Origin of the sequence: Rhizobium anhuiense (genome assembly GCF_003985145.1) — a bacterium.
In the GTDB taxonomy this organism is placed as follows: domain Bacteria; phylum Pseudomonadota; class Alphaproteobacteria; order Rhizobiales; family Rhizobiaceae; genus Rhizobium; species Rhizobium anhuiense.
Genome location: NZ_ML133532.1, coordinates 125,051 through 150,996, shown reverse-complemented (window position 1 = coordinate 150,996; position 25,946 = coordinate 125,051). Strand labels below are relative to the sequence as shown.

The 25,946-nt window shown below is 62.1% G+C and carries 20 protein-coding genes; 9 read left to right on the top strand and 11 right to left on the bottom strand.

Going from position 1 to position 25,946, the window contains the following annotated elements; translation table 11 throughout:
- Window positions 1-156: 156 nt before the first annotated feature.
- Window positions 157-2,109: an acetoacetate--CoA ligase gene (locus tag EEQ99_RS25200; protein ID WP_127431249.1), complete on the bottom strand. Its 1,953-nt coding sequence runs from the start codon at window positions 2,107-2,109 to the stop codon at window positions 157-159.
- A gap of 208 nt (window positions 2,110-2,317) precedes the next feature.
- Between EEQ99_RS25200 and EEQ99_RS25195 the strand changes: the two genes are divergently transcribed.
- On the top strand, window positions 2,318-4,210 hold the full coding sequence (locus tag EEQ99_RS25195) for an AsmA family protein (RefSeq protein ID WP_127431248.1): 1,893 nt from the start codon (window positions 2,318-2,320) through the stop codon (window positions 4,208-4,210).
- 61 nt (window positions 4,211-4,271) lie between these two features.
- Here the strand turns inward: EEQ99_RS25195 and EEQ99_RS25190 are convergent, their stop codons facing one another.
- The 5 genes from EEQ99_RS25190 to EEQ99_RS25170 all read right to left on the bottom strand — a co-directional run bounded on the left by EEQ99_RS25190 (window position 4,272) and on the right by EEQ99_RS25170 (window position 9,898).
- On the bottom strand, window positions 4,272-5,090 hold the full coding sequence (locus tag EEQ99_RS25190) for an ABC transporter permease (protein WP_018244860.1): 819 nt from the start codon (window positions 5,088-5,090) through the stop codon (window positions 4,272-4,274).
- A gap of 3 nt (window positions 5,091-5,093) precedes the next feature.
- Complete coding sequence (locus EEQ99_RS25185; RefSeq protein WP_047613649.1) at window positions 5,094-6,005, bottom strand: ABC transporter permease subunit; 912 nt, start codon at window positions 6,003-6,005, stop codon at window positions 5,094-5,096.
- Between the two features lie 4 nt (window positions 6,006-6,009).
- Window positions 6,010-7,152 carry an ABC transporter ATP-binding protein gene (locus EEQ99_RS25180; RefSeq protein ID WP_063476353.1) on the bottom strand — a complete coding sequence of 381 codons (1,143 nt, stop codon included), beginning with the start codon at window positions 7,150-7,152 and terminating at the stop codon, window positions 6,010-6,012.
- Window positions 7,153-7,265: 113 nt separating this feature from the next.
- Complete coding sequence (locus EEQ99_RS25175) at window positions 7,266-8,363, bottom strand: polyamine ABC transporter substrate-binding protein (RefSeq protein WP_029868003.1); 1,098 nt, start codon at window positions 8,361-8,363, stop codon at window positions 7,266-7,268.
- 125 nt (window positions 8,364-8,488) lie between these two features.
- Window positions 8,489-9,898 carry a helix-turn-helix domain-containing protein gene (locus tag EEQ99_RS25170; protein ID WP_127431247.1) on the bottom strand — a complete coding sequence of 470 codons (1,410 nt, stop codon included), beginning with the start codon at window positions 9,896-9,898 and terminating at the stop codon, window positions 8,489-8,491.
- A gap of 189 nt (window positions 9,899-10,087) precedes the next feature.
- On the opposite strand from EEQ99_RS25170, the gene aceA reads away from it, so the two are divergent.
- The 3 genes from aceA (at window position 10,088) to EEQ99_RS25155 (ending at window position 12,964) form a co-directional block, all read left to right on the top strand.
- The gene (gene aceA, locus EEQ99_RS25165) at window positions 10,088-11,377 is read left to right on the top strand and encodes an isocitrate lyase (protein WP_063476351.1); all 1,290 of its coding nucleotides are present in this window, start codon (window positions 10,088-10,090) and stop codon (window positions 11,375-11,377) included.
- A 21-nt stretch (window positions 11,378-11,398) separates the two neighbouring features.
- On the top strand, window positions 11,399-11,635 hold the full coding sequence (locus tag EEQ99_RS25160; RefSeq protein WP_029868006.1) for an SMc00767 family acetate metabolism repressor: 237 nt from the start codon (window positions 11,399-11,401) through the stop codon (window positions 11,633-11,635).
- Between the two features lie 222 nt (window positions 11,636-11,857).
- Complete coding sequence (locus tag EEQ99_RS25155; RefSeq protein WP_063476350.1) at window positions 11,858-12,964, top strand: helix-turn-helix transcriptional regulator; 1,107 nt, start codon at window positions 11,858-11,860, stop codon at window positions 12,962-12,964.
- A 111-nt stretch (window positions 12,965-13,075) separates the two neighbouring features.
- On the opposite strand, the gene EEQ99_RS25150 is transcribed toward EEQ99_RS25155, so the two are convergent.
- Entirely contained in the window at window positions 13,076-13,945 is an 870-nt protein-coding gene (locus EEQ99_RS25150; RefSeq protein WP_127431246.1) for a LysR family transcriptional regulator, read from the bottom strand.
- Window positions 13,946-14,035: 90 nt separating this feature from the next.
- Here EEQ99_RS25150 and EEQ99_RS25145 point away from each other — a divergent pair, with 90 nt between their 5' ends.
- A complete protein-coding gene (locus EEQ99_RS25145; RefSeq protein WP_127431276.1) occupies window positions 14,036-14,272 on the top strand; it encodes a hypothetical protein in 237 nt (78 codons plus the stop codon).
- On the opposite strand, the gene EEQ99_RS25140 is transcribed toward EEQ99_RS25145, so the two are convergent.
- The 4 genes from EEQ99_RS25140 to EEQ99_RS25130 form a co-directional block, all read right to left on the bottom strand.
- Window positions 14,245-16,092 (bottom strand): methyl-accepting chemotaxis protein, encoded by a 1,848-nt coding sequence (locus EEQ99_RS25140; RefSeq protein WP_047615241.1) that lies wholly within the window; start codon window positions 16,090-16,092, stop codon window positions 14,245-14,247. The two genes, EEQ99_RS25145 and EEQ99_RS25140, sit on opposite strands and share 28 nt — an antisense overlap.
- Window positions 16,093-16,351: 259 nt before the next feature.
- Window positions 16,352-18,883 carry a methyl-accepting chemotaxis protein gene (locus EEQ99_RS25135; protein ID WP_127431245.1) on the bottom strand — a complete coding sequence of 844 codons (2,532 nt, stop codon included), beginning with the start codon at window positions 18,881-18,883 and terminating at the stop codon, window positions 16,352-16,354.
- Between the two features lie 313 nt (window positions 18,884-19,196).
- Window positions 19,197-19,340 carry a hypothetical protein gene (locus tag EEQ99_RS34745; RefSeq protein WP_164735967.1) on the bottom strand — a complete coding sequence of 48 codons (144 nt, stop codon included), beginning with the start codon at window positions 19,338-19,340 and terminating at the stop codon, window positions 19,197-19,199.
- A gap of 197 nt (window positions 19,341-19,537) precedes the next feature.
- Window positions 19,538-20,737, bottom strand: a complete 1,200-nt coding sequence (locus EEQ99_RS25130; protein WP_127431244.1) for a BaiN/RdsA family NAD(P)/FAD-dependent oxidoreductase — start codon at window positions 20,735-20,737, stop codon at window positions 19,538-19,540.
- Between the two features lie 108 nt (window positions 20,738-20,845).
- On the opposite strand from EEQ99_RS25130, the gene EEQ99_RS25125 reads away from it, so the two are divergent.
- The 4 genes from EEQ99_RS25125 (at window position 20,846) to pgl (ending at window position 25,912) form a co-directional block, all read left to right on the top strand.
- Window positions 20,846-22,282, top strand: coding sequence for a glutamine synthetase family protein (locus EEQ99_RS25125; RefSeq protein WP_047613636.1), 1,437 nt, complete (start codon window positions 20,846-20,848; stop codon window positions 22,280-22,282).
- Window positions 22,283-22,294: 12 nt separating this feature from the next.
- Window positions 22,295-23,593, top strand: a complete 1,299-nt coding sequence (locus EEQ99_RS25120) for an NAD(P)/FAD-dependent oxidoreductase (protein ID WP_097622989.1) — start codon at window positions 22,295-22,297, stop codon at window positions 23,591-23,593.
- A gap of 134 nt (window positions 23,594-23,727) precedes the next feature.
- Window positions 23,728-25,203, top strand: a complete 1,476-nt coding sequence (gene zwf, locus EEQ99_RS25115; protein WP_127431243.1) for a glucose-6-phosphate dehydrogenase — start codon at window positions 23,728-23,730, stop codon at window positions 25,201-25,203.
- 10 nt (window positions 25,204-25,213) lie between these two features.
- Window positions 25,214-25,912, top strand: coding sequence for a 6-phosphogluconolactonase (gene pgl / locus EEQ99_RS25110; protein WP_063476344.1), 699 nt, complete (start codon window positions 25,214-25,216; stop codon window positions 25,910-25,912).
- Window positions 25,913-25,946 lie beyond the last annotated feature (34 nt).

Sequence of the window (25,946 nt, the reverse complement as noted above, 5' to 3'; positions counted from 1 at the left end):
CGATCAACGTCATGTTGTTGTAAGCCCTGGGGCTTCAGGCCGCCTCGTTCATGTGCGACCCCTAAGTTAGCTTTACATTTGACAAACCTTTCTTAACGAAAGGTTTCCATGACAGGCGATTGATGGAGGGTGAAAGCTTGTAGCTTGCGATCGCCATCAATCCTTCAGTTCGCTCAAACCGGCGAAGAGCCGCAGCGCCTCGGGATTGGCGAGCGCTTCCTGGTTTTTGACCGGCCTGTTGTGCACGACCTCGCGCACAGCAAGTTCGACGATCTTGCCGGATTTGGTGCGGGGAATATCGGCAACCGCGATGATCTTTGCCGGCACATGCCGCGGCGAGGCGCCGGTGCGGACCCGCGTCTTGATCGCCTTGACGAGATCCTCGGTCAGCGTCACACCGGAAGCAAGGCGCACGAAGAGGATGACGCGCACGTCGTCATCCCACTCCTGGCCGATGCACAGCGCCTCGGCCACCTCCTCCATCTGCTCCACCTGATTGTAGATCTCGGCCGTGCCGATGCGCACGCCGCCGGGATTGAGCGTCGCATCCGAACGGCCGTGGATGATCAGGCCGCCATGCTCCGTCCATTCGGCGAAATCGCCGTGGCACCAGACATTGTCGAACCGGTCAAAATAGGCGGCGCGATACTTGGCGCCATCGGGATCGTTCCAGAACATCACCGGCATCGAAGGGAAGGCCTTGGTGCAGACGAGTTCACCCTTCTCCCCGCGCACCGGCTTGCCGTCATCGTTCCAGACATCGACTGCAAGACCGAGGCCGGCCCCCTGGATCTCGCCGCGCCAGACCGGCTGCAGCGGATTGCCGAGCACGAAGCAGGAGACGATGTCGGTGCCGCCAGAAATCGAGGCGAGCTGGACATCCGCCTTGATGCCCTCATAGACGAAGGTGAACCCCTCAGGCGAGAGCGGCGAGCCGGTGGAGGTCATCAGCCGCAGGCTGGAGAGATCGTGGCTTGCGCGCGGCGTCAGCCCGCCCTTGCGCACCGCATCGATATATTTCGCCGAGGTGCCGAAGATCGCGAATTTTTCGGCCTCGGCATAGTCGAACAGCACGTTGCCATCGGGCGCGAAGGGCGAGCCGTCGAACAGGCAGAGCGTTGCGCCGCTGGCAAGGCCACTGACCAGCCAGTTCCACATCATCCAGCCGCAGGTGGTGAAGTAGAACAGCTTCTCCCCCGCCTCCAGGCCGCAATGCAGCCGCTGCTCCTTGAGGTGCTGCAGCAGCGTGCCGCCGGCCGAATGCACGATGCATTTCGGCACGCCTGTCGTGCCTGAAGAAAACAGGATGTAGAGCGGATGCGCGAAGGCAAGCGGCGTAAACTCGACCTCCCCCACCTCATAGGGCGCGACAAAGGCCTCGAGCGTCGAAGCCCCCGGCGTCTTGCCCGCCACCGCCTCCGCATCGCCGGCGTAGTGGACGATGACCGTCGGGACATCCAGGCTTTTGGCAACCGTGGCGACCTTGGCGCCGACATCCTGCAGCTTGCCGGAATACCAATAGGCATCGCAGGCGATGAAGAGCTTGGGGCCGATCTGGCCGAAGCGGTCGAGCACGCCCTGCTCGCCGAAATCGGGAGAGCAGGACGACCATATGGCGCCGATCGAGGCGGCAGCGAGCATGGCGGCGACGGTCTCGGGCATGTTCGGCATCATCGCGGCGATGCGGTCGCCCTTACCGATGCCGCGGGCCGCGAAGGCCTGCTGCAGCCTCGAGACCAGCGCGCGCAGCCGGTCCCACGACCAGCGATCCTCAGCCTTGTCCTCGCCGCGGAAGATGATGGCCTCGCCTTCACCGCGGCCCGACAACAGATTTTCGGCGAAGTTCAGCGTCGCATCGGGAAAGAAGCGGGCCTCCAGCATGCGGTCGCCATTGGCAAGCACCTCTGCGCCGCGTTCTCCCTTCACGCCGCAGAAATCCCAGACGGTCGACCAGAAATTCTCCCGCTCGGCCACCGACCATGCATGCAGATCCTCAAAGCCCGAAAGAGAAAGCCCGAAATCGGCATTGCAGCGCTCGATGAAGGCATGGATCGGGCTTCTGGCAACGGCGGCGTCCGAAGGTACCCAAAGTGGTCTGTTATCCTGCATTCAATCCTCCTCCCCAATGCCGTCTTTATATCATGCTGCATTGCATTATAAAGTGCGGAACCGACGCGATCCGTCGCCTATCGCATCGTCTTTTGCGCCTCTTGAAAAGACGCGCGGCATTGTATGGGATTTGCATATGCCCGATATTTCCTATATCCGCCGAAACCAGCGCATAACGGGATGACCGGCTGCATTGCCGGCGGAGATCATGAGCACGTCAAGACATCGCAGGTGGCGCAGGAAGATCGGACCCGTTTCGCGCTGGCTTCCGGCCTTCGCCCGTGTTTCGACGGTATTCCTGCTGATCGCGCTGGCGCTTTTCGTGGCGCTGCGGGTCGCCGCCCCCTATCTCATTTCCACCGGCTTCGTGCGCTCCGGCATCGAGGACGCGCTGTCGAAATGGACGGGCTACCATGCCGAGATCAAGGGCAGTCCGGTTCTCGAATTCTGGCCGACGCCGCGCATCACGCTGAACCAGGTCACCATCCGCCAGCCGCGCGAAAGCGGCGACAAGCTGCTCGGCAGCATTGAAAGCCTGTCGGCCGATTTCAGCCTCATCGACGCGCTCCGCGGCCGGACGAGTTTCCACGAATTCCACCTGCTGCGCCCCAGCCTGGCGCTGACGCGCGACGAGAAGGGGCTGATCGACTGGAGTTATGCCGGCCTGCTCGCACGCGCGATCAGCGGCGTGCGCTACGAGAACGGAGCGGAGGTGCTCGATCCCGATCTCGATGCCGAGATCGGCGCGTTGACCGTCGAGGATGGCACGCTTGTGGTCACCGACATCAAGAGCGCCAAGGCCTTTCATTTCGACAGCGTCACCGCAGATATCGCTTGGCCGAGACTGTCCGGCGCGATCTCGGCGGTCATCATCGCCCGCATCAACGGCCAGGACCTGAAGATCGATTTCGCCTCGCGCCAGCCGCTGCTCGCCTTTGCCGGCCGGAATGCCGAGGCACGGACGTCGCTCACGTCAAACCTGCTGACGGCGCATTTCCAGGGCGTTGCCAGCATCGCCAACCTTTCGGCCCTTTCCGGCAATGTCACCGCCAGCATCCCCGATGTGCCGGCCCTTCTGGCATGGTCGGGCGAATCTGTCCCGGGCATCGGGACGCTGAAGAGCGCCTCGCTGGAATCCGACATCATGTCGTCGGGCAGCGGGCTGCGCTTCAACAATCTCAGCCTCTCCCTGAACGAAGCGAGCGCCACCGGGGTGATGGATCTCTTCACCCAGCCCGGCAAACGGCCGAAGATCGGCGGCACGCTCGCTTTCGACCAGATGAACCTCAAGCCCTTCCTCGATGCCTTCGCGCTCAGGCTCGCAGCCGGAGAGGCAGAAGAAATCTCCGCCGGCATCACTGGGCCGCTGCAGATGCTCGATGTCGACGTCAGGCTTTCGGCACGGCGCGCGCAAATGGGTCTCTTCGAGCTTTCCGATGTCGGCGCCAGCATGATCGTGGCCGGCGGCGAGGCGAAATTCGATATTGGCGACAGCCAGTTCGAAGGCGGCGAGATGACCGCGCATCTGGAAGCGACGCAGCGCGACTTCGACGGTGGCGGCAAGCTGCAGCTGTCGATCCGCGATGCCGACTTCGCAGCTCTTGCCGAGCGCCTGCAGCTGAAAGGTCCGCTGCCGCTGGCGACAGGATCGCTCGATCTCGACCTCCGGTCGCCGAAGGCGATATGGACGACCGGCCTTGCCGACGTCACCGGCAAGCTGCGCTTCTGGACGAAGCAAGGCACGATCCCCGGCATCGATGCCGCAGCGCTCCGCACGCAGGCAGCCGAAAAGCCGTTCTTTCCGCTGAGCGCGGCGGCAGGCGGCGCCTTCACCTTCAACCAGCTGAACCTGCAGGCCGATTTCGCCAACGGCACCGCCGAGATGCACGACGCCCATATTGCCGGCGCCACGGAGACGCTGACGCTTTCCGGCGTCATTACCTATCAGTCGAACGGGCTGGCGCTTTCCGGATCGCTGGAGGCAACCGATCCGGCCAAGGCGGCAGAGCTGCCGCTGCTACCGTTCTTCGTCGGCGGTTCATGGCCCAACCCGGTGATCTCGCCAGTGCCGCTTTTCGGCAATACGCCGCACGCGCAATAGAGCATTTCCGTTTTCTTCGAAAAACGGAAGCGCTTCGTCTTTTGTTTCACGCAATTTCAGCTCACGCGCCGGCCGCAGCGGCACGCTCATCCCTCTGGCGCTGTGTTTCGCGGCGCTTGGTGATGATCGAGGCGCAGATGACGCCGAAGGCGACGACGCCGATCAGGATCGTGCACACCGCATTGATCTCGGGCGTCACACCGAGGCGGACCTGGCTGTAAATCCTCATCGGCAGCGTGGTGGCGCCCGGCCCCGAGGTGAAGCTCGCAATCACCAGATCGTCGAGCGACAGGGTGAAGGCAAGGATCCAGCCGGAGAGCACGGCGGGCGCGATGATCGGCAGGGTGATCTCGAAGAAAGTGCGCACCGGCGGCGCGCCGAGATCCTGCGCCGCTTCCTCGATCGAATGATCGAAACTCAGCAGGCGCGACTGGACGACGACGGCGACAAAGCACATGGTCAGCGTCGTATGTGCGAGCGTGATCGTCCAGAAGCCACGGTCGAGACCGATCGCCACAAAGAGCAGCAGCAATGACAGGCCGGTGATGACCTCCGGCATGACGAGCGGTGCATAGACCATGCCCGAAAAAAGCATGCGGCCGCGAAAGCGGGTGTAACGCACCAATGTCAGCGCCGCCATCGTGCCGAGGATGGTTGCAAATGTTGCCGACAGCAGTCCGACGCGCAGCGTCACCCAAGCAGCGTCGAGCAAGGCCTGATTGCTCATCAACGAGACATACCATTTCGTCGAGAAGCCGCCCCAGACGGTTACGAGTTTGGATTCGTTGAAGGAGAAAATGACGAGAAGCACGATCGGCAGATAGAGGAAGGCAAAGCCGAGCGTGACGGAGACGATATTGAAACGGGTCCATTTCAGCATGGTTTATTTCCCCCGCTCTTCGGCTTTGGCCTGGACATTCTGGAAGAAGACGATCGGGATGACCAGGATCAGCAACAGGATGGTCGCCACCGCCGAGGAGACCGGCCAGTCGCGATTGGAATTGAACTCGTTCCACAGCGTCTTGCCGATCATCAGCGTCTGCGACCCGCCGAGCAGATCGGGGATGACGAATTCGCCAACGGCCGGGATAAAGACCAGCATGCAGCCGGCCACCACGCCGGGGATCGACAGCGGGAAGGTGACGCGCCAGAAGGCGGTGATCGGCGGGCAGCCGAGATCCTGCGCTGCCTCGATCAGCGTGCCGTCCATCTTCTCGAGCGCCGAATAAAGCGGCAGCACCATGAAGGGGAGATAGGAATAGACGATGCCGATATAGACGGCGGTATTGGTGTTGAGGATGATCAGCGGCGCATCGATCAGGTGCAGCGACAGCAGCAGCTGGTTGAACAGGCCCTCCGGCTTGAGGATGGCGATCCAGGCGTAGACGCGGATCAGGAAGCTCGTCCAGAAGGGCAGGATGACAAGCATGACCAGCGTCGGCCGCAGGCCACGTGGCGCCTGCGCCATGCCGTAGGCGATCGGATAGGCGATCAGCAGCGTCAGGAGGGTGGAGATCGCGGCGATCACCACACTCGACACATAGGCGTTGAAATAGAGCGGGTCGTCGGTCAGGTAGGTGTAATTGTCGAAGGAGAATTCGCCGATCTTACTTAAGAGGCCGGCCCAGCCGTCGGCCAAGGAGAAGACAGGCTCATAGGGCGGCATGGCGATCGCCGTCGTCGACATCGAAATGCGGAAGACGATGAAGAAGGGCGCCAGGAAGAAGAGCAGCAGCCAGGCGTAAGGGATGACGATGACGAGGCGATTGTAGAGGCCGGAGGTGAGCTTGCCCATGACGTCAATCCTTCAGCAGGACGCCGGCATTCTCGTCGAAGGAGACCCAGACTTCCTGATCGTAGGTGAAGGGGTCGTCGACGGAGCGCTGCGCATTGAGGGACGAGGCCTTGACGATATTGCCGCTCTGCAATTTTACATGGAAGACGGTCATGTCGCCGAGATAGGCGATATCCCAGAGTTCGCCTTTGGCGGCGTTGACGGACGCGTTGGCGGGAGCCGTGCGCCCGACCCGCATCTTCTCCGGCCGGATGGCGAAGCCGACGGCGCTGCCTGCAGAAGGTGTTTCGGAAGCGGCGACACGCACGCTGAAGCCGCTGTCGACTGATATCTCGACGGTGCCGTTGCCCGATGAGGCGACCTTGCCGTCGAAAATGTTCACGTCGCCGATGAAATCTGCGACGAAACGGCAATTCGGCGCTTCGTAGATCTCGGCCGGCGTCGCCACCTGCACCACCTTGCCGTGGCTCATGACGGCGATACGGTCTGCCATGGTCATCGCCTCTTCCTGGTCGTGGGTGACGACGACGAAGGTAAGTCCAAGATTCTGCTGCAGGTCCATCAACTCGAACTGGGTTTCCTCGCGCAGCTTCTTGTCGAGCGCGCCGAGCGGTTCGTCGAGCAGCAGCACCTTGGGGCGCTTGGCGAGCGAGCGGGCCAGCGCCACACGCTGGCGCTGGCCACCGGAAAGCTGGTTCGGTTTGCGGGAGGCGAACTGCTCCAGCTTGACGAGCTTCAACATCTGCAAGACGCGGTCAGTCATCTCGTCCTTCGCCATGCCGTCCTGTTTCAGGCCGAAGGCGATGTTCTTCTCGACCGTCATGTGCGGGAAAAGCGCATAGGACTGGAACATCATGTTGACGGGGCGCCGATAGGGCGGCGTACCGGCCATATCGGTGCCATCGAGGACGATTTCGCCCAAGGTCGGCTGCTCGAAGCCGGCGAGCATGCGCAGAAGCGTCGACTTGCCGCAGCCGGAAGCGCCGAGCAGCGCGAAGAACTCGCGGTGATAAATATCGAGCGACAGGTTATCGACGGCGGTGAAATCACCGAAACGCTTGGTGACGTTCTTGATGGATATGAAGGGCTTGGCGGACGGATCGGTCCAAGGTGCGAAAGAGCGGCGAATATTGCCTAGAGACTTCATATTGTTCCCCGAAAATGCATTCTTTGCTTTTATTCTTGGCTTTTGCTCCCGGTTTCACCCAGCCGGGATCGTCAAAAAAAGACCCGGACGTTTCCGTCCGGGCCGTTATTCTATCATTGGCCGGTGACCACGGTGGTCCATAGCCGCGTCACGATCCGCTGCGTCTTCGGATCGAGCGGCGGAACGGTGAAGAGTTTCGCCATTACCTCCGGCGTCGGGTAGATCGCCGTATCGTCGAGGACCTCCTTGTCGAGGAACTGCTGCGACGCCTTGTTACCGTTGGCGTAGAAGACGAAGTTCGAGGCCTTGGCGATCACTTCCGGCTTCATCATGTAGTTGATGAATTCATGGGCTTCGGCGACATGCGGCGCATCCTTCGGAATGCCGAAGACGTCGAAGAAGATCTGGGCGCCTTGCGACGGGACCGAGTAGTCGACCTTCACGCCGGCATTGGCTTCCTTAGCACGGTCGCGAGCCTGGAACATATCGCCGGAATAACCGAGCGCAATGCAGATATCGCCGTTCGCCAGCGCGCTGATATATTCGGAAGAATGGAACTTGCGGACGAACGGGCGGACGGCCGTGAGAACCTCCTGCGCCTTCTTGAGATCGGCGGGATCGGTACTGTTCGGATTGAGCCCGAGATAGGCGAGCGCCGAGGGCACGACGTCGGTTGGGGAATCCAGCATATAGATGCCGCAATCCTTGAGTTTGGCCGCTTTCGCCGGATCGAACAACGCGTCCCAATTGGGCTTTTCGTCGGTGCCGAGGGCGGCTTTGACCTTGTCGACATTATAGCCGATGCCCGTCGTGCCCCACATGTAGTCGACGCTGTATTCATTGCCGGGGTCGAAGGACGCCACGCCCTTCATGATGACGTCCCACATGTTGACCAGGTTCGGCAGCTTCGACTTGTCGAGTTTCTGGTAGACGCCGGCGGCGATCTGGCGCTGCATGAAGGATACGGTGGGGACGACGACGTCATAACCCGAACCACCAGCCAAGAGCTTGGTTTCCAGCGTCTCGTTAGAATCGAAAGTGTCGTAGACGACCTTGATGCCGGTTTCCTTGGTGAAATCCTCGAGGATGGAACTGTCGATATAATCCGACCAGTTGTAGACGTTGACCACGCGCTCCTGCGAAAAGGCCGGAGCGGCAGCAAGGAGTGCGGTAACGGCGGCGGCCGTCACGCATAGGATGGTTGACCTCATAACTTCTCCTGTTTGTTCAAAGATTCCGCATCACCGGACATCTTTTCCCTCTGGTTTTCCACGCAGACTAAGAAGGAATTTCACAGCCCACAAGCGCAAAATCCAGCGCCCTCAACGATTTCACATCACTGGAAGTCGAAGGCGCTGAGCCCTGCCACCATCTCGTCGAGCCCAAGCGGTCTGGTCACCGGCGGCTCAGCCCGGGAAAGGCAGCCGCGTCGCTCGCAAAGGCGACAGGCCGGACCGATCGCGACCGGATCGAGCGCCATCGCCTGCCCGTAGACCACACCTCCGCCAAGGGGAGCGTCGCAGCCGATCAGGATCGCGGTGCGCCTTAGCCTTTCGCCGAATTCGACACTCGGTCCCTCCAGAGTGCGGGCGACCGTCAAGAAGGATGCGCCATCCGGCATGACTACGGTTTCGGCGAGGATCTGGCCCGGCTGCAGGAAGGCGGCGTGGATATTGAGCTTCGGACAGCCGCCGCCGAACCGGGCCTGCGGAAAGCCCTGGGCGCCCGCCCGGCGCAGCCGGTGGCCTGCGGCATCGATCTCGATCAGGAAGAAGGGAATGGCCGCCGCCCCGGGGCGCTGCAGCATGGCAAGGCGCGCGGCGGCATGACCGAAGGAGACGCCGAAGCGCGCGCGCAGAATATCGATATCGTAACGCGTCGCCTTCGCCGCCGATAGGAAAGCCTCGTAGGGCATTGCCAACGCTAAGGCCGCGATGCGGGCAAGCTCGAAGCGGGCGATGCGGCGCGCCTCGGCGGAGGAGAGCGGGATATCGTCGAGCTCGGCATCGATTGCCGGCAGCAGTGCCAGAGTTGCCGCCTCGATTGATATCTCATGCGCCCGGTCAGCCGGCGACAGCCGCTCGGAGATGAAAAGCCGCATCGAATGGCGATCGAAACGGCGGCGCAGATCCGGCATGACGTGGACGGGCAGGACGCGCACCGCGATGCCGCGCTCGGAACGCAACCAATCCTTCAGCCCGGCGGCAAGATCGAGGCCACCGGGGAGCGTTGCGGCAAAGGTTTCTGCCGCCGTCTCGATCCGTCCGAAATAGCCGGACCTGCGCTCCAGCGTCTCGCGCACCTCGTCCAGCGGCAACCGGCCGGCGGCGACCGGCGCGTGCCCCTCGGCGGCCATCAGCGCCGTCAGATCGGACAGCCTTGCCGCCTGCTCGCGATAGGCGCGGTAGAGCTTGATCATGCCGCTCGCGGCATTGGGTGCTGCCTCGGCTACCTCCACCAATTCCTGATCACCCGGCAGCTCGCCCGACAGCAGCGGATCGGCAAAGATCTCCTTGAGCTGGTCGAGACTGCCGCCGGTCTGCCCCCGCAATTCCTCCAGATCGACCCTGTAGACGCTTGCAAGCTTGAGGAGGAGTTGCACCGTCAACGGCCGCTGGTTGCGCTCGATCAGGTTCAGGTAGGACGGCGATATTTCCAGCGCCTCGGCCATGGCGGTCTGCGTCAGCGCCAGCGCATTGCGGATGCGCCTGACTTTCGGGCCTGCGAATATCTTCCGTTCCGCCATGTCACACCCTTTGACAGGCTAGGAGCGCAGTGTTTACAAAATTTTACAAATTCACAGCGCCGCTCTGTCAATCCTCGTCATCTTAACCTCTTTCCGAGCAGGAAATCAAAGGTTTTTCTGGTCATAGCGGCTCATATTGTCAATCTTGTCATGCACCACCCTTTATCGGCTTTTAGTGAGGAGAGCAGCATGACCGATTTTTACAAACTTGTCCCAAACGCATCAGCTAATCGTTTCGACGGCATTGAGAGACCCTACTCGGCCGACGACGTGCAGCGGCTCAGGGGCTCGGTGGCGCTGCGCCATACGCTGGCCGAAATGGGGGCGGACCGGTTGTGGCGGCTCATTCACCAGGAGGATTTCGTCAATGCGCTCGGCGCACTTTCCGGCAATCAGGCCATGCAGATGGTGCGCGCCGGGCTGAAGGCGATCTATCTCTCCGGCTGGCAGGTGGCGGCCGACGCCAATACGGCATCGGCGATGTATCCCGACCAGTCCCTCTATCCGGCCAATGCCGGTCCGGAGCTTGCCAAGCGCATCAACCGCACGCTGCAGCGCGCCGATCAGATCGAGACCGCGGAAGCCCAGGGACTTTCCGTCGAGACCTGGTTCGCCCCGATCGTTGCCGATGCGGAAGCGGGCTTCGGCGGACCGCTCAACGCCTTCGAAATCATGAAGGCCTATATCGAGGCGGGTGCCGCCGGCGTTCATTTCGAGGACCAGCTCGCTTCGGAGAAGAAATGCGGCCATCTCGGCGGCAAGGTGCTGATCCCGACGGCCGCTCATATCCGCAATCTCGATGCCGCTCGGCTTGCCGCCGACGTCATGGGCGTTGCGACGCTGGTCATCGCCCGCACCGACGCGGAGGCGGCAAAGCTGCTGACCTCAGACATCGACGAGCGCGACCAGCCCTTCGTCGACTATGATGCCGGCCGCACGGTCGAAGGCTTCTATCAGGTCAGAAACGGCATCGAGCCCTGCATCGCGCGCGCCGTCGCCTATGCGCCGCATTGCGATCTCATCTGGTGCGAAACCTCGAAGCCGGACCTCGAGCAGGCGCGGCGCTTTGCCGAAGGCGTGCACAAGGTCTACCCCGGCAAGCTGCTCGCCTATAATTGCTCGCCCTCCTTCAACTGGAAGAAGAACCTCGACGAGGCGACGATCGCACGGTTCCAGCGCGAACTCGGCGCAATGGGCTACAAGTTCCAGTTCATCACGCTCGCCGGCTTCCACCAGCTGAACTTCGGCATGTACGAACTGGCGCGCGGCTACCGGCAGCGGCAGATGTCGGCCTATTCCGAGCTGCAACAGGCGGAATTCGCCGCCGAGGTCAACGGCTATACCGCCACCAAACATCAGCGCGAGGTCGGCACCGGCTATTTCGACGCCGTGTCGCTCGCCATCACCGGCGGTCGGTCTTCGACCACCGCGATGCACGATTCAACTGAACATGCGCAGTTCAAGCCGGCTGCGGAATAACCCGAAGAGGAGGAGAATATCATGGCATCCATCACACGCGTCCGGGAACGGGCCGAAGAGCAGACGACCAGCATGAGCGAGGATCAGCAGACGACGATCCGCATGCTCGCCAACGACCTGCACCGGCTGAACCAATCGGTCATGAAAGCCGTCGAGGCCGGCGTCTCGGTCGAACTGGTGCGCTCGGCCCGTCATCACGGCGGCGACGGCAACTGGGGCGACCTGCTGATTCCGGTCGTCGTCACCAACCGGCATTGACGAAGACGACCAGCGGCGGGCTGCCGTGTCGGCCCGCATTTCCCAATCGGAGCGCCTGTGCATCGGAGAGACGCGCGGGCGCTCATTCCTTTCGAAAACCCGTCCCGATTTGGGGCTTGGGCGCCGGGTGGCGCGATGCGCCTGCACGCCCTTTACAATTTGATGCAATTGTCACCGCCGCCTAGTCGGGCCATAATGGCGCATCTTCGAACGGAATTGCCCATGCCCGGCGCGCCGCACCCCAAACTCGAAGCCTTGACCGATCTGATCTACGCCGCCCTGTTCGGCGAGACGACGTGGCAGACGTTTCTCGACGCTTTGAACGGGACGATGCCGGATGCGAAATCCACGCTGTTCTTCCACGATGCCATCGCCCGCACCGGCGGCCTGTCGCTTGCTTCAGGCATTCAGGGTACGGAAGCCGAAGCCTATAACCACTACTATGCGAGGATCAATCCGTGGATGCCCAAGGCCGCTGTCCGGCCGGTCGGCCTCGGCGTCATCGCCGAGCAGATGCTGCCGAGGAGCGATCTCATCAAGACCGAATTCTACAATGACTTCGTCCGCAGCATCGGCTGCGAAAGCAGTGTCGGCGTCACCATCATGCGGGAGAATGGTCGCTCCTTCAATTTGTCGACGCTGACCTCTTCGGCCGATCCCGACAACAACCGGGTGAATGCCGACCTGCTGAGCGATCTCGCCCCGCATCTCAGACGCGCCTTCGATTTCATACGACGCGATCGCCGCGATCCCGAGAATGATGAAAACGGGCTGGCGCTCTTCGATGCGATCGGCGCCGGCATCGTCTATCTCGGCGAGAACCAGCAGATCCGCTCGCTCAACAGAGTGGCGGAGCGGATGCTCGCCGAGGGCAGCTGCGTCGGCACCGGCCCATCCGGACACCTCGTCATCCGTGATCCGGCGCTGGGCGCCCGGCTCGATATGCTGAGCCGTCATCATCATTCAGCCGTAAGCCCGCCACCATCGACGACGCTCGTCAAGACGAAAGCCGGCAGCGTCAGATGCACGCTCGTCAGGCTGCAATCGGATTTCATCACCGCCTTCCTGGAAGGTCCGACGATCGCACTGATCATCGAGCGCACAGGCATGGCGCTGAGGAGCGATATCAACGAGGCGCTAGCGCGCAGCAACCAGTTGACGGCGGCCGAGATGCGGATCGCCTCGGCGATTGCCGACGGGCTTTCACTGCGTGAAGCCGCCACGACGCATGATGTCAGCTATGAGACGGCCCGCTCGCATCTCAAGAGCATCTATTCCAAGCTCGGGGTGAACAGCCAGGTGGCGCTGGTGCGCCGGTTGATGCCGTAGCTTTTTGCTCGAGCGCGTCGCGATCGTTCAGATGCGCTTGCCACGCTTTAAGTCTTTGTTTTTACACATGTCGTTATTGCAGAACCGCTGCACACTTTGGCGCGACATGTTCTAACCTCGGCTCGGCCGTTTTCCGGCGAAGAGATCGGCATAACTTCTGATGAGCTTGGCCATGCGGTCGGCGACCGTGCGGATCTCCGGGCGATGGCGGTCCTCGGCATTCATGACGATCCATTGCCGATGGCGCAATTCCGGCAATTCGCCGCCGTGCCGCTGCAATTCAGGATGGAGATCGCCGACGAAACAGGGAAGCACGGTCTTGCCGGCGCCGGCGCGCACCAGATCCGGCAGCGAACGCGGCCGATTGACGGTGGCGACGATCCCTGTCGCGGCATGGGCGTGCGGCCAGCGCAGATAGGCCGATATCGCCTCCTCCTCGGCAACCGCAATCCAGCGCTCGTCGGTCTCGGCAGTGTTGCGTCTGATATAGACGGCATAGGCCACCTCCCCGAGCTGACGTGCGGCGAGATTGGCCTCCTCGGGCTCGAAGGCGCGAATACCGATATCGCTCTCGCGATAGGCAAGGCTTGCCCGCGCCTCGCCGATGGTCAGCGAAATGGCGAAGGCGTCGCCCGGCATGCGGATTGCGGTAAAATTCTCGGTCAGCAGCCAGGCGAGCCAGGTGCCGGCGGCGACCCTGACGGTCGTGCCGCCCTCGCCGGATTGCCGCCACGCCGCCACCTTGCGGGCGGCGGCCTCCATCTCCTGAAGGTGATCGAGCAGCGCCTGGCCATCGTGTGTCAGACGATATCCGGTCTGGCTGCGCGAAAACAATGCGCGGCCGATCTCCTGTTCGAGATCGAGCATGCGACGGCCGACGGTTGCCGGGCTCAGTCCGCTTGCGGTGCTTGCCCCGGTCAAGCCGCCGAGCCGGGCGACCTGCAGGAAAAGCTGATAGGAATCCCAACTTGCGTTTTTCATTGGTGAAAAACATAGCGGGATTTTCCCCGTTTATAAAGAGAAATTCGATGCCTAGATCAGGTGATGTCTGACATAGGAAAGGACATTGCCATGATCGACATGATGACCATCGCAGGCACTATCGGATATCGACATTCCGGCAGACGATGCGACTCCAGGGCAGACGAGGACAGATTCTATGCCGAGTTCGGAGACAACAGCCTCATTCGTTTCGGCGGCTGGCTGACGTCGCTTGATCTCTATCTGAGAAAGCCCCGCAAGGCCGCAGTGCAATCCTGCGGCAGCTGCGACCGTACGGTTCAGGCGACCCTTCTTGCCCCGAGATGAGCAGGTGCGGTTTCTGCGACGATGCGGAACCGCTCGATCAGCGCCATCAGCGTATCGGCCTCGCCGGCGAGCAGGCGGCTTGCCTGCGTCGTCTCGGCCACCATCGACGCGTTCTTCTGGGTCATCTGGTCCATGGCGTTGACGGAACCGTTGACCTCCTGCAGCGCCGCCGACTGATCCCGGCTCGCAGTGGCGATGGTCTCGACATGGCCGCTGATGGCGATGATCTCCTGGCTGATCGAGGCAAGGACGCTGCCGGTCTTCTGGACCAATTCGGAACCTGCCGTGACTTCCCGGCTCGATGTCTCGATCAGCGACTTGATCTCGCGCGCCGCATCGGCCGAACGTTGGGCGAGTTCGCGGACCTCCTGGGCGACGACGGCAAAACCCTTGCCCGCCTCGCCGGCGCGCGCCGCCTCGATGCCGGCATTCAACGCCAGAAGATTGGTCTGGAAGGCGATGTCGTCGATCACCTCGATGATCTGCTCGATGCGCTGCGAGGCCTCTTCGATGCGCTCCATCGCGGCGACGGCATCGCCGACCACGGCGCCGGAATTGTCGGCCGTCCTCTTGGTCGCAGCCACGACATTGTTGGCTTCACGGGCACGCTCGGCGGAAGACCGAACCGTGACGGTGATTTCTTCCACCGCGGCCGCGGTCTCTTCGAGGTTTGCCGCCTGCGCCTCGGTGCGCTTCGAGAGCTCACCGGCAGAGACGGAGACGGCGCTGCTGTTGCGCTGGATCGTCGAGGCGCTGTCGCGGATACCGGAGAGCGTATCCTGAAGCCGCAGGAGTGAGGCGTTGAAATCGACGCGCAGCTGCTCCAGCCGGCCGACGAAAGGCGTGCCGATCGTCTGCGAGACATCGCCCTGCGACAGGCGCCCCAGGCCGGCGGCAAGCTGGTTGACGGCAAAGTCGATCTGGCCGTCAAGGGAGCGCTTGTCGGCATCGTTCCTGGCGCGTTCGGCATCGCTCAGAGCGCGCTGTTCGGCAGCCTGGGTTTCCAGATCGCGCCGCGCCCGGGCACTGTCGCGGAAAAGCGCCAGGGCCCGGCCGATGTCGCCGAACTCGTTCTTCTTGGCGACGCAAGGGATGGTGCCCTCAAGATCGCCCGCGGAGATCGAATGGACGCTCGCAGTCAACGCCTGCAAAGGCTTCACCGACAGGCGGATCGCGTAGAAGGCGACAACGCCGACGATCAGCATGACGATGGCGCCGATGCCGAGAACCAGGATCTGCAGCTCATTCAGGCGCTGGTAATAGACCTCCATCGGAATGCCGATGAAGAGAATGCCGACATTGGCGTTCGATGCATTCTTGATGGGAAAGTAACCGGTGATGAACTGGCGGCCGAAAAGCACCGCCGGGCCGTAATAGGCCTCACCCTTGGCGAGAACCGGCTGGGCAGGGTGCTCGGCTGCGAGCTTGGTGCCGACGGCACGATCGCCGTTTTCCTTCTTGACGTTCGTGGATATGCGGACGTAGTCGCTGCCCTGCTTTTGGAAGATGGTCGCGACACCGGCAATCGACTGCGCCGTGCGGTCGACCAGCGAATGATCGGCAAGTGCGGGAATGGCGTCTTCCGTCACGGCAGAGAGCTGATTGTCCTTCAGCTCGATCTTTGCGCCCTGATCGGCCGCGCCGTAGAGGACGGCCATCGCGCGGGCGGCCTCTTTCGCGTCGGAGATCGCCCCGTCCATGACATGATTGCTCAAATTATAATAGGTCACGCCGACGATAGCGGCCGTGCTGATCGCCAGCAGAAACAATGTGATCGCAACGATCTGGCGTACGATCGACGTCGAGAAAAGGCGCAGCATCAAAACCCCCGGGATAAACCAAGGCTAGATTAAGCCAAAAGCGTTAAGGAAAATTTTCCGTAAATCAGGGCTGCGGGAGATATTCGCCGGTCTCGTTTTTAGACGTTTTCTGACCATTGTGGCTCGACAGACTGGCGGACATTCAAGGCTATTCTCCTACCGTTCAAATCTCTTCAATCGAAGCGCGATTTCTCGGCATAAACAGCAACGGCCCCGGAAAGTCCGGGGCCGTTCGCATGAAGACGGGGTCGGCCGGCGATCAGGCGGCGCGGTAGACCGGCGTGGCGGCTGCCTCGCCGTCGATCTTGAACTGCTGGATCAGCCGGCGCAGCGAATCGGCCTCGTCGGCCAGTTCGCGGCTGGCGGCGGTCGTCTCTTCCACCATGGCGGCGTTCTGCTGCGTCATCTGGTCCATCTGGTTGACGGTCGCGTTGACGCTCTGCAGCGCGTTGGACTGGTCGTGGCTGGCGCGGGCGATCATCTCGACATGCTGGCTGATCGTGACGATCTGGGCGCTGATCTTGGCAAGCACCGTGCCGGTCTCCTGCACGAACTGCGAGCCGGAATTGACCTCGTTGGTCGACTTGTTGATCAGCCCCTTGATCTCCTGCGCCGCGGCTGCGGAGCGCTGGGCCAGTTCGCGGACTTCCATCGCCACCACCGCGAAGCCCTTGCCGGCTTCACCGGCGCGCGCCGCCTCGATGCCGGCGTTGAGCGCCAGGAGGTTGGTCTGGAAGGCGATCTCGTCGATGACGCCGATGATCTGCTCGATCTGGCGCGAGGCATCCTCGATGCGGCCCATCGCGTCGATCGCATTGCTGACGACGACCGCGGAATCGTCGGCGCTGCGCTTGGCCTGGCGGACGATCTGGTCGGCATCCTTGGCGCGTTCGGCCGACGAACGGACCGTGACGGTGATCTCGTCGACGGCGGCCGCGGTCTCTTCGAGCGAGGCAGCCTGCTGCTCGGTGCGCTTGGACAGATCCTCGGCCGACTGGGCCATCTGGTTGCCGTTGCCCTGGATCAGTTCGACATTGTCGCGGATCTGGCTCATCGTCGCCTGCAGGCGCATCATCGAACCGTTGAAATCCTGGCGCAGCTGTTCGAGACGGCCGATGAACGGCGTTTCGATCGTCGTCGAGATATCGCCCTGCGACATGCGTTCGAGGCCGGCGGCAAGTGCGTTGACCGCAAATTCGATCTGACGATCCATCTCGTGCTTTTCGGCGTCGTTGCGCTGGCGCTCATGTTCGGCGGCGGCACGCTCCTCGTCGCTCTGCTCCTCGATGCGAATCTTCGAGATGGCGTTTTCCTTGAAGATGCCGAGCGCGCGGGCCATGTCGCCGATTTCATCATGACGCTGCTCGCCCGAGATGCTGGTTTCCAGCGCCCCTTCGGCAATGCGGCGCATGGCGGCGGTGATCTGGCTGATCGGGCGCTGCAGCGTCAGCACCAGGGCGATGCCGCCGAGGATCGACAGGAGGATGCCGAGACCGGTGGTCATGACCGAGATGCTGTTTGCCTGGGTGCGCTCGGTGCCGGCCGTCTGCTTCTGCAGCTCGGCGAAATCGGTCAGCTTCGTCCAGATCTGGTCGAGCTCCTGGCGGGCGGCGGCATAGGCGGTGACGCGCTCGCTGATCGTATCGACGATCTTCGAGCCGCCGCCGGAAATGGCGTCGAGCGCCGGCTGGATCGCGCCCGATATGCCTTCGGCAAAGCCCATGCCCTTGGCGCTGGTGGTCAGCACCTGCATATCCTTGCCAAGCGTGCCGGCCTGCTGCTGCAGGCGTACGAGATTATCCTTGCTGGAGTTGGAGAGGAAATCGGAAAGGACGATCTGCAGCGCATAGACGGAGTTTTCCAGCCGCCGCGTATCCTGAAGGACGGAGTTGGTCTGGGCGATGCGGCCCTCGAGCTCGGCGAAACGCTGAGTCGCCTCGCGCATCTTCTGCGTTGCCGTCAGCTGCGTATAGGTCGAGGTCTGGCGGAAGCGCGACACGAGACGGCCGAGTTCGGCGATGTCCTCGTCGGTCGGAGCGGGCAGCTGGGCGATCGCCTTGATGCTGTCGATGGTTGCGGTCAGCGCGTCGATGACGTTCTTCTGGTTGGTCGGAACCGAAATGGCGATCTGCCGCTGGGCTTTGATGATCGCAGGCATCTGTCCGTTGATGAAGGCGATCTTGTCCTGCGGCGTTTGTGGCTTGCTGTAGCCGCTGGCGACGGTGCCGAGGAAGTCGCCGCCCTTCAGCAGGCGGTCGGCGGTGCGCAGCGTGATGGTGGCGGCGCCCTCGTCGTTCTGGAGCGCGGTCTGCAATTCCTCGGCCTGGTAGGAGACCGTGAAACGGGTGCTGATCAGGCTCTTCTGTGCGGCATCGATCTGCTCATGCAAGGCCTGTTCCTGCTCATGCAGGGCCCAGAGCTTGTCGACGACGCCCGATATGTCCTTGGTGCGGTGCGATGCCTCTGCAAGGCTGTCGCGGCCGGCGGCCTCTTCACCGACCTGGTTCAGCGTCCGGTCGAGCACGCCCTGCTGGGTCTTCAGTTCCGCGGTCAGCTTTTCGCGTGCCTCCGGGCTGGTGACGCGCAGGAAATCGTCCATCGAACCGTAGAGATCCTTGAAGCCGCTCAGCGACTGCAGCACGCTGTTGGATATTTCCATGCGGCCCTGCAGAAGTCCGGAAGCGTAGAGGCCCGTCAGGCCTACCGCCGAAATGGTGACGACGAAGGGCAGAACGAAGATCAAAACCTTCGTCTTGATCCTGAAGCGGGAAAGAATCTTGTCAATCAACATGGCGTTCCGGGCCTTTCATACACCACTCCTCCCGCAGGCAGCCACATGGCGCCAGCCGGGTACACATCAAGCCGTTCTTAAATTTACATTGGGGAACCCGGAGACCAGGCGGCAGTCATTGCCAGTTCATGTCCAAACAACTTGGAGATGCCCAAATAATCGCGGGCAATTGTGTCAGATTAGATATTAATTTTCGGATAAGCGGTTATGGCGGGTTAAGCCAAGGCGGTGAAATAGTTGCAGATTGTAAGCCGCAACGCCGCAGCGCGGCGATCAGCATGCCGCTATGTTCTTTCCAGGTCTACCGACAGGATCAGATGAAGTGCGAGAGCAGCAGCGCGAGGCTGGCGGCAATGGCGCCGGCGGCAAGCATCAGATAACGCAGGGTCACCATCCGGGCGTTCGGCTTTGCCTCGGCAATTGCGATGGCGCGGGCGCGTCGTGTGTTTCTGGTCATGCGCGAAACCTCACTTCTCTCTGACACAACAATCCAACAAAACGGCTTGCCGGTAAAGCATTATCTAGGAACGATTTTGCAAACCGCCAATTGAGACAGGATGGCGCACCTCTCTTAAGAAGTCTTGAATCGGCTTTGGTCTTTGTCTTATGCAAGTCGTTCTCCCAAAGCCGCTGGGCACTTTTGGGCGACATGTATTAAGCGCATTCACCGGCGGCAAATCCGGAGGCCCAGGCCCATTGGAAATTATAGCCGCCGAGCCAGCCGGTGACGTCGACACATTCGCCGATGAAATAAAGCCCGGGCACGGCCTTTGCCTCCATGCTGCGGGAATCCAACGCTGCCGTGTCGATGCCGCCGAGCGTCACTTCGGCGGTGCGGTAACCTTCCGAGCCGGACGGTTTGACGGCCAAGCTCTGGGCGCCGGCAGCCAGGCGCAGCAGCGCCTTGTCAGGCAGGTCGGCCATGTTGCCGGAGATCTTTTCGCGCTCGACGAGAAGTTGCGCCAGCCGCTTCGGCAGGATGTCGCCGAGTGCCGTCTGCGGCGACTGGCGGCCATTGAGCTGCTTTGCCCGCTTCAGATGCGCCGCAATGTCGATATCCGGTTCGATCGCAACGACGATCTCGTCGCCTTCGCGCCAATAGGAAGAGATCTGCAGGATGGCGGGGCCGCTTAAGCCTCGATGGGTGAACAGCAGTGCTTCGCGGAAGGCGGTCCTGCCGTGGCGGATTTCGGCCGGGGCGGCAATGCCGGCGAGCGGCGCAATGCTCTCGAGCAGGCCGGGATCGAGCGTCAGCGGCACCAGGCCGGGTCGGGTTTCGAGCACGGCCAAGCCGAACTGTTCGGCGAGGCGATAGGCAAAGCCGGTGGCGCCCATCTTCGGGATCGACTTGCCGCCGGTCGCGACGATCAGCGACGATGCTTCATAGGCGCCCTCGCCGGTCGAGACGCGGAAGCCCGCGTCCGTCCTCTCGACGCCTCTTATCTCGGCGCCGAGATGCAGCGCTGCGCCGGCCATGCGCATCTCATCCAGCAGCATGCGGATGATGTCCTTGGCGCTGTCGTCGCAGAAAAGCTGGCCCAGCGTCTTTTCATGCCAGGCAATGCCGTGGCGGTCGACCATGGCGATAAAATCGGCCGGGGTGAAACGGGCGAGCGCCGACTTGCAGAAATGCGGATTGGCGGAGAGGAAATTCTTCGGGCCGGCATGGATATTGGTGAAATTGCAGCGGCCGCCGCCCGATATGCGGATCTTCTCGCCAGGCGCCCTTGCATGATCGAGAACCACGACCGAACGGCCACGTTTTCCCGCGCGGATGGCTGCCATCATGCCCGCCGCCCCGGCGCCGATGACGATGACGTCGCTTTTGCGCTGCAAACCCGTTTCCCCGATCAAGACAGCGTCTTCTTTTCCATCAAAGGGCGAAAGTCAACGTTTGGCACCCCTCGCCAATTGGCAAAGTCTGGTTATGATGGCGCCACGATCAACGCAAACCGGTGTGTCATGTCCCCAAAAAAGACGACGCTGAAGCCTGCCAGAAACGTACCCGCCTCGACGAAAGCTCCCCCGGACCCCGGATCGCTGCGCGGCGTTGCGAACTGGAAGGAAGCAGCGCGGTGGCTGCGGGACAGGGGCATCGAAGACATCGAATGCATCACGCCGGACCTTGCCGGCGTTGCGCGCGGCAAGATGATGCCGAGCTCGAAATTCACCTCGAACACCTCACTGGCGCTGCCATCGGCGATCTACCGGCACACGATTTCGGGCGAGTATCCCGACGAGACGGAGAGCTTCCGCTACGAGCCGCGCGACAGCGACCTGAAGCTGATGCCCGACCTTTCGACGCTGTCCGTCGTGCCCTGGGAAACCGACCCGACGGCGCAGGTGATCTGCGACATCGTCGATTCGGACGGCGGCGAAGTGCCCTATACGCCGCGCAACGTGCTGAAGCGCATCATGAGCCTCTATCATGACCGCGGCTGGAAGCCGATCGTGGCGCCCGAGATCGAATTCTACCTCGTCGCCAAGAATGACGATCCCGATTATCCGCTGCACCCGCCCAAAGGCCGGTCCGGCCGTTCGATCCTCGGCGGCCAGGGTTATTCGATCGCCGGCATCAACGAATTCGACGAGCTGATCGACGATGTCTACCATTTCTCGGAGAAGCAGGGGCTGGAGATCGATACGCTGATCCACGAGGAGGGACCGGCGCAGCTCGAGATCAACCTGCGCCACGGCAATCCGATCGAGCTTGCCGACCAGGTGTTCCTGTTCAAGCGCACGATCCGCGAGGCGGCGCTGAAACACGACATCTATGCGACCTTCATGGCCAAGCCGATGCAGGGCCAGCCGGGTTCGGCGATGCATATCCACCAATCGGTGGTCAATATCGAGACCGGCCAGAACATCTTCTCCAATGCGGACGGATCGGCCTCGAAGGAGTTCTTCCATTTCATCGGCGGCATGCAGAAATTCGTGCCGAGCGCGATGGCGATGCTGGCGCCCTACGTGAATTCCTACCGGCGCCTGCAGCCCGATATGTCCTGCCCTGTCAACAATGCCTGGGGCTACGACAACCGGACGACCGCCTTCCGCGTTCCGGTTTCCGATCCGCAGGCGCGACGCGTGGAAAACCGGTTGCCGAGCTCGGACGCCAATCCCTATCTGGCACTCGCCGCCTCGCTCGCCGCCGGCCTGCTCGGCATCATGAAAGAGATCGAGCCGACGGCGCCGACCGAGGATTCGGCCAATGAGGGTTCGATCGACCTGCCGCGCGGCCTGCTCGAAGCCGTGGCGCTGCTCGAGGACGAGCCCGCTTTCGAGGAGATATTCGGCAAGCAGTTCATCGGCCTTTATGCCGGCGTCAAGCGTGGCGAATTCGAGACCTTCATGCAGGTGATCAGCCCCTGGGAGCGGGAATTCCTTCTGCTCAACGTGTGAGGGAAAGCATCCATGGCATCGCAGGAGATGTGGCAGAGCCCGATCGCGCCCGGGCTATCGTGGTATCAGGCAACCGTCGGGGAGCGGCCGACCTATGCCGCTCTCGACGGTTCGATAACATCGGACGTCGCCATCATCGGCGGCGGCTATACCGGCCTGCAGGCCGCCTATCATCTTGCCAAATCGGGCGTTTCGGTGGTCCTGATCGAGGCCTGCCGCTTCGGCGACGGGGCATCCGGGCGTAATGGCGGTCAGCTCGGCACCGGCCAGCGCTGGTGGCCGGAAGAACTCGAGGAGACGATCGGCTACGAACGCTCTAAGGCGCTGTTTAATCTTGCCGAGGCGGCCAAGCGCCATCTCCTCGATTTCGCCCGCGAACATCAGATCGAGATCGACTATGTGCCCGGCCAGCTCAACGTCGCACATAAGGCGAGCTACAAACGCGCCTATTACGAAAATGCCGAGATTGCCGCACTGCGTTACGACTATCCGCATATCAGCTTCATGGACGAGAAGGAAACCCAGGAGCGGCTTGGCTCGAAGCGGTTCCATTGCGGCGTGCGCGATGTCGGCACCGGCCATATCCATCCGCTGAAGCTGCTGGTGGGGTTGGCGCGGGTCGCCGCCAATGCCGGAGCTGCGATCTTCGAGATGACAAGGGCAACGGCGATCCGCCAGGGCGGCGGCAAGGTGACGATCGAAACCGAAAGGGGTGTGATCACCGCCGAGCGCGCGCTGATCGCCTGCGACGCCTATATCGACGGCCTCGAACCGGTGACGGCAAGCCATATCATGCCGATCCGCTCCTTCATCGGCGCCACGGCCCCGCTCGACGGGCATCCCAGCGTGCTGCCGGGCGGCGAGGCGGTGGCCGATTCGCGCTTCGTCGTGCGCTACTTCCGCAAATTCGGCGACGGCCGTCTGCTCTTCGGCGGGCGCGAAGCCTATACGGCGGACAATCCGCGGGACATTTCGCAGCATATTCGCCGGCAGATCGCCGAGATCTATCCCGATCTGAAAAACATCGACATCACCCATGCCTGGGGCGGCAGCGTCGGCATCACCATGCCGCGCCAGCCCTTCGTGCGCGAGGTCATGCCCGGGGTCATCTCGATCGGCGGTTATTCCGGCCATGGCGTCATGCTGTCAAACTACTGTGGTAAGCTCTATGCGGAAACGGTGCTTGGGAAATCCGGCGATCTCGACCTGTTCACATCGCTCGATATTCCCGCCTTTCCCGGCGGAGCCCGCATGCGCGCGCCGTTGCTTTTCCTCGCCTTGTCGTGGTTTGCGCTTCGCGACAAGTTTTAGTCCGATTGCGGATTTCCTCTTCCGGAAATTCGCTCTAAAACCGGTGCCTGACAGATTCATTGCACTGCACACTGGCTTTTTTAAATCGATTAGATTAAAAGGGCCGCCAACCAGCCTGATTGAGAGACAAGCTCATGAGCAGCCAGATCATTCCCGTTGAGCCCTTTGATTACGTCGTCTTCGGCGGCAGCGGCGACCTTGCCGAACGCAAATTGTTGCCCGCCCTCTATCATCGCCAAATCGAAGGCCAATTTACCGAACCGACCCGCGTGATCGGCGCCTCGCGCAGCCCATTGACGCACGAGGAATACCGCAAATTCGCCAGGGACGCGCTGAAGGAGCACCTGAAGAAGGGAGAATATGACGAGGCGGAGGTCGAGAAATTCTGCGCCCGCCTCTACTACGTCTCGGTCGACGCCCGCACCGATGCCGGCTGGGATCAGCTGAAGAAGCTGCTCGACGAAGGCAAGGAACGCGTGCGCGCCTTCTATCTGGCGGTCGCGCCCGGCATCTTCGGCGACATTTCGCAGAAGATCCACGACCACAAGCTGATCACCAAGTCGACCCGCATCGTCGTCGAGAAGCCGATCGGCCGCGACCTCGCCTCGGCACTGCAGCTCAACGACATGATCGGCCGCGCCTTCAAGGAAGAGCAGATCTTCCGCATCGACCACTATCTCGGCAAGGAGACGGTGCAGAACCTGATGGCGCTGCGCTTCGCCAACGCGCTTTATGAGCCGCTGTGGAACGCCAACTACATCGACCACGTGCAGATCACCGTGGCTGAATCGGTCGGCCTCGAAGGCCGCGCCGGCTATTACGATACGGCCGGCGCGCTGCGCGACATGGTGCAGAACCACATTCTGCAGCTGCTCTGCCTGACGGCGATGGAAGTGCCCTCGTCGATGGATTCGGAAGCCGTTCGCGACGAGAAGCTGAAGGTGCTGCGGGCGCTGAAGCCGCTCAATGCCTCGAATGTCGAGCAGGCGACGGTGCGCGGCCAGTACCGCGCCGGCGCATCGGGCAGCGGCCCGGTCAAGGGCTACCTCGAAGAACTCGAAGGCGGCGTTTCGAACACCGAAACCTTCGTCGCCATCAAGGCCGAGATCAACAACTGGCGCTGGGCCGGCGTTCCCTTTTACATCAGAACCGGCAAGCGCCTGACCGGACGCATGTCCGAGATCGTCATCACTTTCAAGCCGATCCCGCATGCGATCTTCGACCAGGCGGCCGGGCGCATCGTCGCCAACCAGCTGATCATCCGCCTGCAGCCGGACGAGGGCGTCAAGCAGTCGCTGATGATCAAGGATCCGGGTCCGGGCGGCATGCGCCTGCGTAACGTGTCGCTCGACATGAGCTTCGCCCAGGCCTTCAACGTCCGCAATCCCGACGCCTACGAGCGTCTGCTGATGGATGTGGTCCGCTCCAACCAGACATTGTTCATGCGCCGCGACGAAGTCGAAGCCGCATGGAGATGGGTGGATCCGATCCTCAAGGGTTGGGAAACGACCGGCCAGCAGGTGCAGGGCTATACGGCCGGCACCTGGGGTCCGAGCCAGGCTATCGCGCTGATCGAGCGCGACGGCCGCACCTGGCACGACGAGATCTAGGACGACATCGATGGCATCGACCCTGCATTCCTTCGCCAGCGCCGCAGACCTTGCCGGCAGCCTCGCCGACAAGGTCGCGAGCACGCTTTCGGCGGCGATTGCCGCCCGTGGAACAGCGTCCATCGCCGTTTCCGGCGGTTCCACCCCGAAGGCCTTCTTTCAGGCGCTGTCGACGCGCGACATCGCCTGGGACAAGGTGACGATCACCCTCGTCGACGAACGTTTCGTGCCGGCCGACAATCCGCGCTCGAACCATCTGCTGGTCGATGCCAATCTGCTGCAGAACAAGGCAAAGGCGGCACGCTTCCTGCCGCTCTATCAGGATGCCGCCTCCGTGGAGGAGGCAGCCTCGCTCGCAACCGAGAAGACCAGGGCGATCAGTTCACCCTTCGACATCGTCATCCTCGGCATGGGCGGCGACGGCCACACGGCCTCGTTCTTTCCCGGCGGCAGCAATCTTGCCAAGGCGCTCGATGCATCGACGCCGCGCGGCATCATCACCATGGAAGCGGAAGGAGCCGGCGAGCCGCGCCTGACCTTCACCTTCTCCAGTCTTGAGGATGCCGCACTCCTGGTTCTCCATATTGAGGGCGAAGGCAAAAAAGACGTTCTCGCCAAGGCGGAAGGCAGCGGTGACGAAGCAGAAATGCCGATCCGCGCCGTTCTGCGCCGGGCCACTTCCCCGGTCGAGATCTACTGGGCTCCCTGATCGGCCGTCAATCCGGACCGAGATTCAGGCCAGA

Coding starts and splice junctions, on each gene's coding strand:
- EEQ99_RS25145 (WP_127431276.1), top strand. CDS start 14,036: ATGATCGACATGATGACCATCGCAGGCACTATCGGATATCGACATTCC.
- EEQ99_RS25160 (WP_029868006.1), top strand. CDS start 11,399: ATGGCATCCATCACACGCGTCCGGGAACGGGCCGAAGAGCAGACGACC.
- EEQ99_RS25200 (WP_127431249.1), bottom strand. CDS start 2,109: ATGCAGGATAACAGACCACTTTGGGTACCTTCGGACGCCGCCGTTGCC.
- EEQ99_RS25120 (WP_097622989.1), top strand. CDS start 22,295: ATGGCATCGCAGGAGATGTGGCAGAGCCCGATCGCGCCCGGGCTATCG.
- pgl (WP_063476344.1), top strand. CDS start 25,214: ATGGCATCGACCCTGCATTCCTTCGCCAGCGCCGCAGACCTTGCCGGC.
- EEQ99_RS25155 (WP_063476350.1), top strand. CDS start 11,858: ATGCCCGGCGCGCCGCACCCCAAACTCGAAGCCTTGACCGATCTGATC.
- EEQ99_RS25150 (WP_127431246.1), bottom strand. CDS start 13,945: ATGAAAAACGCAAGTTGGGATTCCTATCAGCTTTTCCTGCAGGTCGCC.
- EEQ99_RS25190 (WP_018244860.1), bottom strand. CDS start 5,090: ATGCTGAAATGGACCCGTTTCAATATCGTCTCCGTCACGCTCGGCTTT.
- EEQ99_RS25170 (WP_127431247.1), bottom strand. CDS start 9,898: ATGGCGGAACGGAAGATATTCGCAGGCCCGAAAGTCAGGCGCATCCGC.
- EEQ99_RS25135 (WP_127431245.1), bottom strand. CDS start 18,883: ATGTTGATTGACAAGATTCTTTCCCGCTTCAGGATCAAGACGAAGGTT.
- EEQ99_RS25125 (WP_047613636.1), top strand. CDS start 20,846: ATGTCCCCAAAAAAGACGACGCTGAAGCCTGCCAGAAACGTACCCGCC.
- EEQ99_RS25185 (WP_047613649.1), bottom strand. CDS start 6,005: ATGGGCAAGCTCACCTCCGGCCTCTACAATCGCCTCGTCATCGTCATC.
- aceA (WP_063476351.1), top strand. CDS start 10,088: ATGACCGATTTTTACAAACTTGTCCCAAACGCATCAGCTAATCGTTTC.
- EEQ99_RS25140 (WP_047615241.1), bottom strand. CDS start 16,092: ATGCTGCGCCTTTTCTCGACGTCGATCGTACGCCAGATCGTTGCGATC.
- zwf (WP_127431243.1), top strand. CDS start 23,728: ATGAGCAGCCAGATCATTCCCGTTGAGCCCTTTGATTACGTCGTCTTC.
- EEQ99_RS25180 (WP_063476353.1), bottom strand. CDS start 7,152: ATGAAGTCTCTAGGCAATATTCGCCGCTCTTTCGCACCTTGGACCGAT.
- EEQ99_RS25195 (WP_127431248.1), top strand. CDS start 2,318: ATGAGCACGTCAAGACATCGCAGGTGGCGCAGGAAGATCGGACCCGTT.
- EEQ99_RS34745 (WP_164735967.1), bottom strand. CDS start 19,340: ATGACCAGAAACACACGACGCGCCCGCGCCATCGCAATTGCCGAGGCA.
- EEQ99_RS25175 (WP_029868003.1), bottom strand. CDS start 8,363: ATGAGGTCAACCATCCTATGCGTGACGGCCGCCGCCGTTACCGCACTC.